The following is a 15,389-nucleotide window of genomic DNA, read 5'->3' on the forward strand; positions in this document are numbered from 1 at the left end:
TGTAGGTGCTTGATTTCAAAGGACGCATCAATACGTCCCTGTAGCTCTCTGCAACATCCCTGTTGCAGAAGCCTTTTCAATCAACCACCTACACCCTCTATAATTGGAGGGGTGAGTAGATACGCTTTTTGTATCAATAGACTGAGCCTGATTGTCGAACGTATCTCGCTTGTAGGGCATGGCCCGCTCCTACAATACTGTCTATCGATACAGTGCTAAAGGCATTAGAGGGATTAACACTGCCTGCCAGATGAATTCTGGACGTTATTGTTCGCCAAATCGTTGATAGTTCTATGTTATCCTTCGCACATTTGAAATTGGTGGATAGTACAATGTCTTCACATCAAGTTATTCAGCGTTGTCTAACCGTTTGCCTCGCGCAGTCATTCGTGTTTAACGAACTCAAAGAAAAGTTGCTAGACACCTCCCGGTCTCAGGCTTTCAGAGATACTGTCGCAATCGATCATAAAAACGGCGTGTCTATCGTCTTCGCTTATGGCGTTGTCGTTCACTGGAATGTGAATCTGGACGACCGGCGGGATCTGCACAGAATGCTTTTAAATTATGCCGTAAAGCCGGAGACGGAAGCTCAGGAGGATAATTTCAGTTATCAGGTCAACTGCGAACAAGACCGAATTCAACACGATCATATCGAATTGCAATACGCCGATATCAAAGTCTTTGTTGCTTTATCTCATGCTATGGCGCAGTCAATCAAACTGGCCGCATTTGAAGGTAATGCCATTGACACTATCCATGCCACCAGCCATCTACCTGAATCGTTGGCACGGGAGGGTAAAATCAGACTGGGCAGAAATGCAATGGCTAAAATTCGGGGCCAGCTGTTTTTGACCAAAAGCGATATTATTCTGAATTACGACTTGCTGGATACGCCCGAGTTTTTTTGGGAACACCCGGAATACCAATCGATTTACTTGATGGCAGCGAATTATCTTGAGATCAAACAGCGCACCGAAGTGCTGTCGAAAAAACTGGAAACCATCCATGAACTGTTGGAAATGCTGGCTGACGAACAAAAACATCTGCATTCGTCAACGCTGGAATGGATCATCATTTGGCTGATTGCCGTGGAAATCATCATGTCCTTGATCGACAAGATTTTTTAGCTCCGCTACTATCCAGAAATCAAATAGGCATTTACTGCATCCTTGCAGTGTTAATCCATTATTGCCAAAAAGTTTACAACGACTTTGAATCCCAGCGGTGCGCCATAATTCCTTTAAACAGAATCACCGGCAACACGATTGCGGCGGCATAGGCCATCGTTCCGGTCAGATAATGCGGATAGTAACGCGTAAACTGACTCAGAAAAACATCCCATGAGCGATTACTGACGTTGTCAGACAACAGATAAAAGCTGCCATTAGTCAGCAAAAATGCCAGTGAGACCGCCAAAAACAACAGCCCGAATAAGCCGGTCAGATCAGTCAATCCGGTCAACTCTTTTTCGCGAAAGTAAGCACCGGTTGCCCAAAGTACCCCGTAAGCAGGTACCAGAAAAACATAGGCCGGAGAAATACAAAAATCACTGACGTTTAACTGGGCTATCGCAACATAATCGATAAGTCCTGCTAGCACCAACAAAGTCAAAAACAAGCCGCGGCCGCCAAACCACAAACCCGCGAGAAAAAAAACTGCCAGCGATGCATCAGGTAAGGCAAAAGCCGAACCGAAATGATCCATGCGGGTCATCGCCATTAAGCCGATCAAGGCTAAGGGACCGGGTTTGGCCAATTGCTGACTGAGTGCTGATGATGTGGGTATTGCCATAGTAAAGCTCCAAAATGGGAAAGTGATAGCCGTCCCTGGCCAAAAAATTAATGTGTAAAATGTATCGATAAGAAAAAGTTTCTATCCGCTGTGTAAAAAGTATCGGCGGTTTGATATTGTTTATCCAGTAAATTATTCAATTGTCCGCTTAACTTCCAGTTTTTATTGAACTGATAAGCGCTGCGCAAATCAACGGTGACAAAGCCGCCGACTTTATTGGTATTTTCCTGCCGGTCATAGCGATAGCCTTGAGCGAGTAAAGTTGCCCCCGTTTCCAGCGCGCCAAACGACCTGGATAGATCAAATGACAAGGTTTTATTGGATCGTCTGGGTAAGCGCGTATTGGTCAAGCGATTACGAGGATCCAGCAGGCTCATTCCCAATTGTGCGTTCACACCCAGTATCTGGGTTCCTATTTCGGCTTCGATACCGTCAATTTGGGCTTTATCGGTATTTTCAGCCCCGAAGTTACCGGTATTGGGATTAAAGGAAAAACCAATCAGGTTGTCAATATTGGTATGGTAAGCCCTCAATTCCCAACGCAGCCAGTCATAATCTCCAGCCAAGCCGACTTCGACTGAAGTTGACTCCTCCGCCGATAAACCGGAATTACCGAAATTAGGAAAGTAAAGTTCGTTAAAGGTCGGTGCCTTAAACGCGTTGCCGAAACTGGCAAATGCGCTTAAGCCATAATCCCAGTTAAACCGCCAGCCGATATTCCCGCTGACAAAATCGCCAAACGCTTCATTATCATCGAATCGAACCGAAGCGGTCAGAAAATGCCGATCCAGCAAGCGGCCTTGCCATTCGGCAAACACACCCACATCGTAGCGGCTGAGCTCAGTATACAAAGTAGTGCTCTCCACCTCGTCATAGCGATAATCGGAACCCAAAATCACTTGATGATCATCGGATAACTTGAACGTATTCAACCAGGTGGCATTCCAGCGGGTTGAATTGAATTTGGTAGAAAAGTTGCCATCCAAATCCAAATTATCATTATCATCCCGGGTTTGTCCCAACCGTAGCGAGGACTCCCAATAGTCGGTTAAAAAAAGACGTCCGGATAGGCCCACGACATGATTAAAGAATTCGGTTTGATCTTCATTAAAACCGTCAAATCGATTTTTACCTTCCGAACGCATGAAAAATGCTTCAATTTCCGCCTTATTGTCAAAGCGGTGTCCGAGCCTGGCGTTAAGTCCGGTATTATAGTATCCGTCGTTGTCCGGCTGATTGACGCCAAAAAAACCTGTAGTCGGTTCTCTCGCATCAAAGCCCTTGGTGTTGATATGAGATGCCCCCAGCGTGTACCAGGTACCGTTAGTTTCGCCACTTACAGTACCGGAAACCTTGGCCGTATTATAAGAGCCGCCGCCGGCATCCAATGTAAAGGTAGGCTCTTGTTTCTGGGCGCCTTTGCGGGTAAAAATTTGAATCACCCCCCCAAGCGCTTCAGAACCGTAAAGACTGGCTTGTGGTCCCCGGATGATTTCAACCCTTTCGACTTGGTCGATGGGGATCACTTCAAAAGGAGAGGTGCCCAGGGTAACCGAGCCGAAACGAATACCGTCAATCAAGACCAAAACCTGATCCGATTCTGTGCCGCGCATGAAAATACTGGCGGGCTTACCTAGACCGCCTGATTGCACGACATCGACACCGGTGGCTCGTTTTAACAAATCAGGCAAGGTATTGACTTGATATTTTTCAATATCTTCACGGGTAAAAACGGTAATAGCGGCCGCTAACTGCTTTTTTTCCCGTTCCGAGCGGGTTGCAGTGACCACCATGTTAGGCAGCTTATATGAATCTTCAGAATCTGTCTTTTGGGCCAAAACCGGTTGATGCGCACCGGTTAAAATTAATGAACTAATGATGAGTTTTCGCATTTTATCCTCTGCGCCGCCCGCGCATGAAGCTTAGGAAATGACAGCGAAAAGGCAAGGCAAAGAGAAACACAGGGGAATCTTTTCGCAAACAGCCCGCCGCTGTCTCGAATCAACTCTCGGGCCGGTCTCCGGGCTTATAAGTGGCGTATGCCTGAATCACCGCCTTCCCATGCAAAAGACACAGTGGCTTGATGATGATTCTTTACTTATCTACCGTTGCGGGGGCAGCGTCGGCTTTGGCAATGAATACCTGACCGACTTCCCGTTTAACCCAATGATATGAATCAAGGGGCACCAGAAAGAAGGCCGTGAATTATAAGGATTTACAAAAGTAAAGCAAGTAAAGGAATTGCCGCCGGCAATTCTCAATTTGACACCAAAGAAGGGGTAAGGTGAGTTTGGCGAGGGTGTCGATAGCAGGATCGCTATCGTCAAGCCCCCATGAATGGGTTCACGGCGTGCTTCACCAGACTTACCTTGCCCCTAATTAATGCTAAAAAGTTCAAACTGGAAATTACTGAATTGCCGCACACTTAAAGACAGAGGACAATAAGTGCGATTTAACGTGATATTGAGCAGTTTTTTTCGACTCAGCCTAACCGGCACACGTTTTTTAAGTCATTTAGTAACTACTCGCCCGCTTTGAATTAAGGGTGTAGGTGCTTGATTTCAAAGGACGCATCAATACGTCCTTGTAGCTCTCTGCAACATCCCTGTTGCAGAAGCCTTTTCAATCAACCACCTACACCCACTAAAATTGGAGGGGGTGAGCAGATACGTCATTTATTTTGAATTGGAGTTTGTACTAATCATGAAGGTGTTATTAAGTCTTTTAGGCGGGGCCCTACTGAGCGCCTCTTCTGTTTCGCTGGCTGCGAACCGCTGGGCAACTGCCACCTCCCCTACCCCGACAGTAAATGGCATTGAGAGTATTGGTGATTACACAGCGGGATGTTTGCGGGGGGCTTTGACTTTACCCGAAAATGGCGAGGGTTATCAGGTCATGAGGTTATCGCGTCAACGCTATTTTGGTCACCCCGATTTGATTCAGTTTATAGAAAAACTGGGCCGCAGCGCCGTCGATAAAGACTGGGGAACCCTATTGATCGGCGATTTGGGCCAGGCTCGCGGTGGTCCTACGCCTAGCGGACATCGAAGCCACCAATCCGGCCTGGACGTAGACATCTGGTTTTTGTTGTCCAGAGAAGCGTCCAAGCGAAAATTAAGCCATGGCGAACGCGAAAAATGGGGAGCACCCTCTGTTTTACTGCCTCATTCGGACACCATCAATCCATCTCAATGGTCTCCTGCCATGGAACAAGTACTGGAAACCGCAGCGCTGATGCCGGAAGTTGACCGTATCTTTGTCAACGCCGCCATCAAGCGGGAATTGTGTAATAAAAACGGCCCTGAAGCCCGGCCGTGGTTAAAAAAAATCCGGCCCTGGTGGGCGCATGATGATCACTTTCATGTCCGCTTGAAATGCCCGATAGACAGCCCTAATTGCAAAGCTCAAGATCCGGTGCCCAACAGCAATGGCTGCGATGCCTCGCTGGATTGGTGGTTTTCTGCCGAAGCAAAAACGCCTTCGACTGTTCCGAAAAAAGCGCCGGCACCCTTGAGACTACCAGAACAATGCAACGCTGTTTTGACGGAATAAACTCTACTGAAAAGGCACTGTTTGCGTTAATAACTGATGTCGCCCCGGCGCTGATTGCCGGGTCCGGAAGCCATGGATGGCGTTGAACTTTCACATCGGTGTGATCCCGATTCGCTTACGCGGTCTATCGGCTCCGGCAATCCATAAGGAATGACGATGTTGATGTCCTTTAAACCGCTAACGTGAACATCGCCAATTAAAAACTAAAGATGAATTAACTTAAAACGCGGACATTAACAAAATGAAACTACTGACAGCCGTTTTTATCTTGGGCTTGATTATCCAGTATTTTATGGATTCGGCATTAAGACTGGAAAATATCAATCTGGAAATGTTTATTCATAACCTGATTCGCTTTTTTACAGGCTTTATCATTTTAGGGATTTGGGTAAGCTACAAACACCGATTGAAACTTAAAATCGCACTTTATTTGGTTGTAGCCTTATTGCTTGCCGACCATATCGCCGACTATATGCGCAGTGTGGATAATCTGAAACTTGAAATGCTGATTCATGAAAGTTATCTGTTGCTCTGGGGGGCTTTAATGGGTTACTTAACGATGCGTTGCTTCAACAGAAAAAAACAGGAAGAGTAAGACAGGCTGCCCCTATTGCGGGCAGCCACTCAACTATCAAAGAAACAATAAAATGATCATCTGTGCAGAGATAATCCTTAAGATCATCACTAGCGGATAAACTGTTGCATAGGCAATTGACACTGCCGCAGAGGGATTCAAGCTGTTAGCAAAAGCTAAGGCCGGTGGATCAGTCATACTGCCGGCTAACAGACCGCACATGGACAGAAAATTAACCCGGTAGAAGAACCTCGCCACAAAGGCAACAATCAGCAACGGCCCGATGGTGATCATTGCCGCACAGGCCATCCAGTAAAAGCCGTCACCGTTGATCAGGGTATTGACAAACTTGTCGCCCGAATTCAAGCCCACGCAGGCCAGGAAAAGCACGATACCCACATCTTTGAGGATAATGTTCGAACTCTTCGGCAAATGCCAGGTCATCGTACCCCAATTGCCGATCCTGCTGAGCAAAATGGCCACGATCAACGGACCACCCGCCAAGCCGAGTTTAACGGCAGAAGGAATACCCGGCACATAAAGGGGCAGACTGCCTAACAAAATGCCTAAGGTAATGCCGATAAAAATAGGAACGATCTGCGGATGACTGAGCACCTCTAAGGAGTTACCCAATACTTTTTCAAGACTCGCCAGACTCTCCTTGCTTCCGACTACATTCAACTCGTCGCCGTAATGAACATGAACCGACCCGGTAGGCGTAAATTCAACATCCGGACGGTGAATTCTGGAAATAGTCACCCCGTACATTGTCCGCAAGTTGCTGACGGTCTGACCCACTGCATCTTTGTGCGTAACGACAAAACGGCCGCTGAAAAGATTGGTCGCAATTTCTTTCAGGTTAAAACTGGAATCAGGCCCGATCAGAATTTTCAATTTATCCAAGCTTTCTTTTTCGCCGACCAGACGAATGGCATCGCCAGTAGTTAATAACGTGTCATTTGTCGCTATATTAACTTCTCCGTTATGAAGAATACGGGTTACAGCCACGCCCATTGCGTCAAAAAAAGGAACTTGCCCAATGGTCAAGTTATTCAAATTGGGATTTTCTACCGTTAAATCACACCACACCGGTGTTTTGGCGTTTTCCTGTTGTATACGGCTGAATTCCTCAGATTCAGTGGCCAGATTAATTTTAAAAACCGCTCGAGTCAGCAACATAGACAGGATGATGCCAACGATACCAAAAGGATAGGCCACCGCGTAACCCAAACCCGGCAGTTTCAAGGTTTCAGGATTGATTCCGGCTATGCCTGTTAGAATTTCCTGTGCAGCCGCCAATGAGGGCGTGTTGGTGGTTGCGCCTGAAAACAAGCCAACTGCCACAGGGATGGGAATATCACCGAAAATACTGATTAGAACAGTAATCGCAGCCCCCAGCAGCACTATTGAAGCGGCCATCACGTTCAACTTGATTCCGTAACGAAAAAATGAGCTGACAAAACTGGGGCCGACCTGGAGCCCAATGGCATAGACAAATAAAATGAGTCCGAACTCACGCAGAAAGTGCATGACCTCTTGAGGCAACGTAATGCCAAAGTGGCCGAAAGCAAGACCGGAAAATAATACCCCGGCTATGCCCAGTTCTATTTTGAACAAGGACAATCTTCCTAATAACAGTCCGGTTGAAACAACCAGACTGATCACTAACAACGAGTGAGAAACAGATTCGTGGCTAAAAAGGTGTATGAGCCAATTCATGGTGATTTCAAAGATTAAGAGTTGTCAGATGATCAAATCAAGCAGTAAGACTTGTCACAGGTTTTAACCGGCAGACAAACTGCAGGAAAATCGCGTAAACAACAGAGGCTTTTGCATCATCAGAAATCGAAGGTAAAGACAGTTACAAACCCAATTGCAAACAGCCTTTGTCTAACGGTCGATTAGTGTACGATCAAGAAGCACCCATTGTTACAAATCAGATTGATCGCCAATCGACAAAATCCGCAGATTTTGGATTCGGTTATAGAATACACCATCCCTGTTTTTGACAGAAACCAAAAATACAGTATTTCAACTGAATTCTGTATTTCCGGAATCTTTTCCTGCATTTTATTAACTTTTAGAGTTAAATGAGTTAATCAAGCTCCTAGCCTGATGAACAGTTGTCTCGTCCTGGGTTCACCCAATTTTTTGGCCAGTACGAGAAATGAATACTTGAGCCAAAAAATCACCTGATGATTATTCCTGATCTTTGTAAAGGTCCTCATGCATTTTTTTTAGATTGGGGAAAAGAAAATGTTTTTCATAATAAAGACCAACAATAACCACAGGAACGGCCATTAAAAAAATATCACCCACTTCGGCTTCAAAAATAACATCCAAACCGGCGATAAAAAATAAAAACAGCCCCAACAAATAAAAGCGTACACCCAGTAACATGCCTGTTAAAAACATCGTATGGGCAAGGACGATATGAATGACCAAACCGGTTGCTCTGGCAGTCATCAGATCTGCATGCCATAACAGCAATACCAGCAAGATCGAGACAAAAGCACTCCCCCAAAACAAACATTCAAATTTAACGTAATGAGCTACGGTTTGCCCCGTCTTGTGAAGGTTTGCTTTTTCACAAATTAAAGAACCTATCAAAAATATTGGCGCCATCAGCAACCAGTAAAGAATGACTGTCCGATCGGAAATCTCGCCCAAAAAATCACTGATAATACATAACACAATCAATACGATAAAAATTATCTCTTGTATGTATATGTTCTGAATCAATGCGTCAAGATTGGTTTTTTCGTCTAAATTCCAGCTCATAGTGGGTTTCCTCTTAAATACGCATATTCAACATCACAAGGTGTTGTAAATTTTAGACCAGTGCCGGGGTATTTTGCCTGACAAAATCAGGCAGAGTTACGCGCGGTACAAGCTCTTTTGACGGGCAATAAATGGAACAGCACATTTGACATACGGCTCTTTACAGAAAAATCAAGCGCATCTGTTTGCACCTTTTACCCGAGGATCAGAGTATGTCATCTTTATACAATTTAGGAGCTTAAATCAAACTGAAAAAAGTCAACGCAGCAATTCTCAAATTTAAGGAAAAAAAGGGCTGAGGGAAGCTTTTTGAGAATGTCTGCAACAGGGATGCTGCTATCAAGCCCCTTTGGAAGGGTTTACGACGTTCCCCGAAGGGCTTATTCCAACCCAAAATGACGCTTAAACTATCTGGCTGGGAATTGCAGAAGTCAACGTAGCCCTTAATTAAACGGGCTTATTAAACAGCCTTGTCCGGTTTATTCTCAACGACAAAAGCGCAATGTGTATCAACTAGAGAATAAGTTGCGAAAATTGCTTGCACTGTTTAACTCGCAAGTGTGTAATGTCCGTTTTTTCAAGGATCATTTTCAAAGGGACATCCGGGCACTGAAGACAATACTCAGACGCTGACGGAAAATGACTCGCACAACGGCTGGCTCAGGTAAACAAGGCATAATTCAATTATTCTCCGGGATGAGTTCGCTTCTTCAGTTTTTTTCATTCACTGATAAAAATACTGAGTTAAACCTGGCTATCTATTTCTAACCTCAACCCACAAGAAGAATAAACTATGTCTAAATTTCCTATTGATCTCGGCGCGTACCAACGCATTTCCCTTGATCCAAGCAGCAACAAACTCACAGACGAACAAAAATCAGCACTCAAAGCCAATATCAAATTATGTCGCGATGCCATCGTATTCTTCACTGCAACTGGCGCGGCCAGAGGTGTAGGCGGACATACCGGCGGGCCTTTTGATACCGTGCCGGAAGTCATGATTCTTGACGCGCTGTTTCGTGGTTCCGACGACAAATTCGTGCCGATTTTTTTCGATGAAGCCGGACACCGTGTCGCCACACAATACCTGATGTCTACTTTAAACGGCGACCTGCCTGCCGAACAATTAATGCGTTACCGTGAAGCGCATTCTCATCTGCCGGGCCACCCTGAACTGGGCTTCACTCCAGGTGTAAAATTCAGCTCAGGTCGTTTAGGTCACATGTGGCCTTATGTCAACGGTGTAGCCATGGCCAACCCGACCAAAACATTATTTTGCCTGGGTTCTGACGGCTCACAACAAGAAGGCAATGATGCTGAAGCAGCACGTTTAGCCGTGGCTCAACAACTCAATGTCAAACTGATCATTGACGATAACAATGTCACAATCGCAGGCCATCCCTCGCATTACCTGGGTGGCTGCAGTACCGCCAAAACATTGACCGGACACGGATTAACCGTACTTGAAGGCGATGGCGAAGATATTGACGGCTTGTACAGTCGCATCGTTACCGCTATCAACACTCAAGGCCCGGTTGCCATTATCAACCACCGCCCTATGTGCCCAGGCATAAAAGGCTTGGAAGGCTCAACTCACGGCCATGATGTCATCTCGGTCAAACTGGCGGTTGAATATCTGGAATCGAATGGTCAACAGGCAGCTGCCGATCATCTGAAGTCTATACAGGCACCGAAACAGGATTACACTTTCCTGGGCTCCAGCGACAAATGGGATGCCAACCGTAACGTTTTCGGCGATGCCGCAGTGGCCATATTAAGCCGTCTGAGTGAAGCAGAACGCGTTGAGAAAGTCCGCGTTATCGACAGCGACCTTGAAGGTTCATGTGGCTTAAAGAAAATTCATGACGCTTATCCTGAAATATTTATTTCGTCCGGCATCATGGAACGCGGCAACTTCTCTGCTGCAGCCGGTTTCGGTATGGAAGCAGGCAAACAAGGTATTTTCGGTACCTTCAGTGCCTTTTTGGAAATGTGTATTTCCGAAATCACCATGGCTCGCTTGAATAACTCAAATGTTCTGAGTCATTTCTCGCACTCCGGTATTGATGATATGGCTGACAACACCTGCCATTTCGGTTTGAACAACATGTTTGCCGATAACGGTTTGAGTGATGGATATGCGACCAACCTGTATTTCCCTGCGGATCCAAATCAGATGAAAGCCTGTATGGAAACCATTTTCTTTGATCCGGGTTTGCGTTTCGTCTTCTCTACTCGCTCCAAAGTCCCGTTGATTCTGGACAGCGAAGGTAAGGAATTTTTCGGCGGCGATTACAAATTTGTTTCCGGCAAAGACGAAGTGATTCGTGAAGGTACACAAGGCTATATCGTCAGCTTTGGTGAGTCTTTATATCGCGCACTGGATGCCGTTGAGCGCTTGAAACAGGAAGGCATTGATGTCGGCCTGATCAACAAACCTACATTGAACGTAATCGATGAAGATATGCTGGCTAAAATCGGCCAATCACCGATGGTAATGGTCGTAGAAGCCTTCAACCGCAAGACGGGTTTAGGCAGTCGTTTCGGCTCCTGGTTACTGGAACGTGGCCATACGCCAAAGTACGCCCATATCGCCACACACAAAGAAGGCTGCGGCGGTTTATGGGAACAGTTCCCGCATCAAGGCATCGACCCTGCCGGCATCATGGCTAAAGCCAAAGACTTGCTGAAAGGTTAATCCAGGCAATGATTCACAGGGCGCAGTCATGCGCCCTGTTTTTTAAGAACAAATCAAGTCACTATTTCAGCGCTTCAAACGCCGGAAAGTTCTCTTTCAAGTCATTATGCTCAAGATAAAGCAAAAAAGGCTTGAATAAATAATCGATTCAGTTATTATATGCGGCCTGTGGAGAGATGGCTGAGTGGTTTAAGGCAGCGGTCTTGAAAACCGTCGTGGGTTAATAGCCCACCCAGAGTTCGAATCTCTGTCTCTCCGCCAAGACTCTTTTTTAGAGTGCTGATGATAAAAATAAATCAGCATCATTAAGCAAGTATTCAATCCCACCCCGCTTATTCCAAAGCAAACAAATCCAACCATAGATCCGCCAGCGTCTGCAACTACCCGACCCAGTATACAACCGTTGAACGCGCTTCAAATAAATCAGTTAACCTGTTTTTATCCTATTTCGTAAAATCCAACCCGTTTAACTGAGGATTTTGCCAAATATCACGACGCAAAATCACAATGCCACTTATCATTCAGTTCGACTGAGATTTTCGACGAAAAGTACTTGACTCGTTTTTAGACAGACTCAACCAGAGCCTTTCGCAATATCTAGCGAAATACCGACTAAAAGAAAATGTGATTTGAAATCGATGATCAATCAGCAATCAGGTTTCCGGCTGACTTAAATCCATATCATGAGCCCATAACGAGGCTCCTATTACCGCCGCCGGAGCGATTAAAATATTGAGCAGCGGCAAGGTAAGACCCAGCATGACCAAACCGCCGAAACTCAGCGTGCTTAGTCTGTAACGCGACAGAATTTGTTTTTGCCCTGCAAATAAAATACCTGCGTTTTCCAATGGATACGCAAAATATTCCATCGCCATGGCCCATGCGCCAAATAGGCCCCATAACACAGGTGCAACAATGTTGATGCCCGGAATAACCGAAATAACAAGCAAAGGTAAGGCTCTGAGCAGTAAATAACGGGCTCTGCCCAATTCAGCCAGAACAACCTTGACTACCGGAGGTTCCTTGACAAAAGATGAATCGGTTTTTACGAGCCGTGTCGTTTTTGCCGACAAAGCGCCATAAAAAGGCGCGGCCAGCAGATTTGCTATCAGCGTGAACGTAAAAAAACCAATTACAAAAAAACCGGCAAAAAATAAAGGCCACACTATCCAGTTCAGCCAGATTAACCAGTCCGGAATAAAGTGCTGAATCAACGCATCGATATAGGTATAGGCAAGAAAAAGCAGCGTGCTGTAAAGAACCAGATTGATGGCAAACGGAATCAGGATAAATTGGCGCAACTCTGCCTTAGTCAGCCATTTCAGACCTTTCACCAAATAACCGAAGCCGGCCATGGGGTTGTTATTAGTGATCAAGCGCATGCCTGTAAACTCCTGATGCCTTTTTCACCGGGGTTCAAAACCACCCCTTTTTCGGTCACAATTGCCGCAATCAGTTCCGCTGGAGTAACGTCAAATACCGGATTCCAGGCAGTGACCAGCGAGCCCGCTTGCTCATAACATTCAGGAAGGAGTTCTTTGGCTTCGCGCTGTTCTATTTCGATGGTGTTACCGTTTTCAAGAGACCAATCGATGGTGGATGTCGGCGCGGCAATCATCAGTTTAATGCCGTGTTGTTTGGCCAGTACGGCCAATGAATAAGTGCCGATTTTGTTGGCCGTATCACCGTTTGCAGCAATCCGGTCGGCTCCGACGACAATCCATTCGATAGCACCTGATTTCATCAGCCAAGCTGCCGCGGAATCGGCAACCAGGGTTACAGGAATGCCGTCCTGAGCCAGTTCCCATGCCGTCAATCGGGCGCCTTGTAGCCAGGGCCGGGTTTCACCAGCATAGATTGATTTCAGTCCTCGTTTATAGGCGCTGCGAATCACGCCTAATGCCGTTCCGTAGCCGCCGGTGGCCAGAGCTCCGGCATTGCAATGCGTCATAACGCCTTTTGCGTTGCCGATGATATCGGCACCGAACTCAGCCATTTTATGATTCGCACTGATATCATCCTCGTGGATTTTATTGGCCAAACGTAAAAATTCATCGCCGGGATTGCCCTGAATCCGGCTCAGCAGCTCGGTCATCTGATTTAAAACCCAGAACAGGTTGACTGCAGTTGGACGCGACTGTGCCAGTTTGGCTATATCTTCGGCAACTTTTGAACGCCAGTTATCGCTTGATTGTTCAGAATGCTGACGAACTGACAAAACCACGCCGTAGGCTGCAGCAATACCAATTGCTGGAGCGCCTCGCACTTCCATACTTTTGATCGCCTTAAAAACGCCGTCGGCATCCGAATATTCATGATAAATGATGGTTTGCGGCAAACAACGCTGATCCAGTACTTTCAGGGAATGACCTGTCCAATGCAAAGCTTGCACAGTCAATTGAGTTTGTTCATTCATTATTGATTCAATCAAGGTTAAAAAAGTTATAATTCTGCTACTTGATTCAGGAACAGCACATGAACGTCGATATTCTCATCCATGCACGTTGGATTATACCCGTTGAACCGGCATCCGTAACCTATGAAAACCATACGCTGGTCATTGACGATGGCAGGATAATCGATTTGCTTCCCGAAGAGCTGGTCAGTTCGAAATATCAGGGCCGGACAGTTGAAAGAATGGATAAGCATGCGCTGATCCCGGGTCTGATCAATAGCCATACGCACGCCGCAATGTCACTGATGCGCGGCATAGCGGACGATATACCGCTGATGGATTGGCTGCAGCATCACATCTGGCCTTTGGAACAACAGTGGATGGGCAAGGCCTTTGTCCGGGACGGTACGGACCTGGCTATTGCCGAAATGATCCGCAGCGGCACGACCTGTTTCAATGACATGTACTTTTTCCCTGAGATTGCCGCACAGCAAGCCATTCAGCATGGCATACGTGCTTCCATCGGTTTGATACTGATAGATTTCCCTTCGGCGTGGGCCGACAACAGTGATCACTATCTTGAAAAAGGACTCGCTCTGTATGATGAGTTCCGGCACGAGCCGCTGATCAGCATGCCGTTTGCTCCTCATGCGCCTTATACGGTATCAGATTGGCCTTTACAAAAAGTCAGAACCTTGGCTGATGAGCTGGACATACCGGTTCATATGCATGTTCACGAAACCCGGCACGAAGTTGAAGATGAACAAAAGAAAACCGGCAAACGCCCGATCCAGCGTCTGCATGAACTGGGACTGATCAATCCCTCGCTGATCGCTGTTCATATGACGCAATTGACTGATGAGGAAATTGCGTTATTTGCCGGTGCCGGTGCTCATATCGTTCACTGCCCGGAATCGAACCTAAAACTGGCCAGCGGCTTTTGTCCTGTCGCCAAATGCCTGAACGCCGGAATCAACGTCGCACTGGGCACCGATGGCGCTGCCAGCAACAATGATTTGGACATGTTTTCCGAAATGCGCACTGCCGCCCTGCTCGGCAAGGCCGTTGCTGAGGATGCGAGCGCGGTTCCGGCAGCAACCGCTTTAAGAATGGCAACGCTCAACGGCGCTAAAGCCTTGGGACTTGATAGCGAAACCGGTTCACTGGAGATCGGTAAAGCAGCTGATGTGGTTGCCATCGATTTATCGCAACTGGAAACTCAACCGCTTTATTGCCCGGTGTCTCAAATCGTCTATGCAGCGGGGCGGGAACACGTAACCGATGTATGGGTTAACGGCAAGCGGCTTCTGAAGCAACAGCAACTCACGACCCTGTCAGTCACTGATCTGACAATGAGAATTAATGAATGGCAGGTGCGCCTGGCCAAAGGCTAATTAATGAGCCAGACGGCCCCTCTTTTGTGGGCCAAATGATTTCATGATTATAAAGATTAATCAGCTCTGTCAAAAATCGTCATCTCGGCAGGGATTGCCGAGATCCAGATGCCATGGATGGCAAGCACCGAACACATCCTTGTACTCTGGATTCCGGCAATCCCTGCCGGAAAGACGTTGTTGCTGAAGCATCTTTATAATCAG

11 protein-coding genes, 1 tRNA gene and 1 riboswitch are annotated in these 15,389 nt (G+C 46.6%); of the genes, 6 read left to right on the top strand and 6 right to left on the bottom strand.

The annotated features are described in order from the left end of the window. The first annotated feature begins 332 nt into the window (after positions 1–332). Positions 333–1,127: an RMD1 family protein gene (locus tag Q7V32_RS12380; RefSeq protein WP_304897292.1), complete on the top strand. Its 795-nt coding sequence runs from the start codon at positions 333–335 to the stop codon at positions 1,125–1,127. A gap of 73 nt (positions 1,128–1,200) precedes the next feature. On the opposite strand, the gene Q7V32_RS12385 is transcribed toward Q7V32_RS12380, so the two are convergent. Both Q7V32_RS12385 and Q7V32_RS12390 read right to left on the bottom strand, forming a co-directional pair. Then, a complete protein-coding gene (locus Q7V32_RS12385) occupies positions 1,201–1,791 on the bottom strand; it encodes a hypothetical protein (protein WP_304897293.1) in 591 nt (196 codons plus the stop codon). A gap of 47 nt (positions 1,792–1,838) precedes the next feature. Beyond that, complete coding sequence (locus Q7V32_RS12390; protein ID WP_304897294.1) at positions 1,839–3,683, bottom strand: TonB-dependent receptor domain-containing protein; 1,845 nt, start codon at positions 3,681–3,683, stop codon at positions 1,839–1,841. A gap of 101 nt (positions 3,684–3,784) precedes the next feature. Continuing rightward, positions 3,785–3,997, bottom strand: a riboswitch (cobalamin riboswitch). Between the two features lie 497 nt (positions 3,998–4,494). Here Q7V32_RS12390 and mepA point away from each other — a divergent pair. Both mepA and Q7V32_RS12400 read left to right on the top strand, forming a co-directional pair. Further along, positions 4,495–5,343 (top strand): penicillin-insensitive murein endopeptidase, encoded by an 849-nt coding sequence (gene mepA / locus Q7V32_RS12395; RefSeq protein WP_304897295.1) that lies wholly within the window; start codon positions 4,495–4,497, stop codon positions 5,341–5,343. A 241-nt stretch (positions 5,344–5,584) separates the two neighbouring features. Then, positions 5,585–5,938 (top strand): hypothetical protein, encoded by a 354-nt coding sequence (locus Q7V32_RS12400; protein ID WP_304897296.1) that lies wholly within the window; start codon positions 5,585–5,587, stop codon positions 5,936–5,938. A 36-nt stretch (positions 5,939–5,974) separates the two neighbouring features. Here the strand turns inward: Q7V32_RS12400 and Q7V32_RS12405 are convergent, their stop codons facing one another. Together Q7V32_RS12405 and Q7V32_RS12410 are read right to left on the bottom strand one after the other, a co-directional pair. Continuing rightward, the gene (locus Q7V32_RS12405; protein WP_304897297.1) at positions 5,975–7,636 is read right to left on the bottom strand and encodes a putative transporter; all 1,662 of its coding nucleotides are present in this window, start codon (positions 7,634–7,636) and stop codon (positions 5,975–5,977) included. Between the two features lie 480 nt (positions 7,637–8,116). Further along, entirely contained in the window at positions 8,117–8,698 is a 582-nt protein-coding gene (locus tag Q7V32_RS12410; protein WP_304897298.1) for a hypothetical protein, read from the bottom strand. Positions 8,699–9,491: 793 nt separating this feature from the next. Between Q7V32_RS12410 and Q7V32_RS12415 the strand changes: the two genes are divergently transcribed. Then, the gene (locus Q7V32_RS12415) at positions 9,492–11,396 is read left to right on the top strand and encodes a transketolase C-terminal domain-containing protein (protein WP_304897299.1); all 1,905 of its coding nucleotides are present in this window, start codon (positions 9,492–9,494) and stop codon (positions 11,394–11,396) included. A gap of 170 nt (positions 11,397–11,566) precedes the next feature. Continuing rightward, positions 11,567–11,657, top strand: a tRNA-Ser gene (locus Q7V32_RS12420). Between the two features lie 392 nt (positions 11,658–12,049). Here the strand turns inward: Q7V32_RS12420 and cysZ are convergent. Then, positions 12,050–12,778, bottom strand: a complete 729-nt coding sequence (gene cysZ / locus Q7V32_RS12425; protein WP_304897300.1) for a sulfate transporter CysZ — start codon at positions 12,776–12,778, stop codon at positions 12,050–12,052. Further along, entirely contained in the window at positions 12,769–13,812 is a 1,044-nt protein-coding gene (mtnA, locus tag Q7V32_RS12430; protein WP_304897301.1) for an S-methyl-5-thioribose-1-phosphate isomerase, read from the bottom strand. The genes cysZ and mtnA overlap by 10 nt, the downstream gene beginning before the upstream one ends. A gap of 59 nt (positions 13,813–13,871) precedes the next feature. On the opposite strand from mtnA, the gene Q7V32_RS12435 reads away from it, so the two are divergent. Beyond that, positions 13,872–15,185, top strand: coding sequence for a TRZ/ATZ family hydrolase (locus tag Q7V32_RS12435; protein WP_304897302.1), 1,314 nt, complete (start codon positions 13,872–13,874; stop codon positions 15,183–15,185). Positions 15,186–15,389: the final 204 nt, after the last annotated feature.

The organism is Methylicorpusculum sp. (assembly GCF_030651835.1).
Taxonomy (GTDB): Bacteria; Pseudomonadota; Gammaproteobacteria; order Methylococcales; family Methylomonadaceae; genus Methylicorpusculum.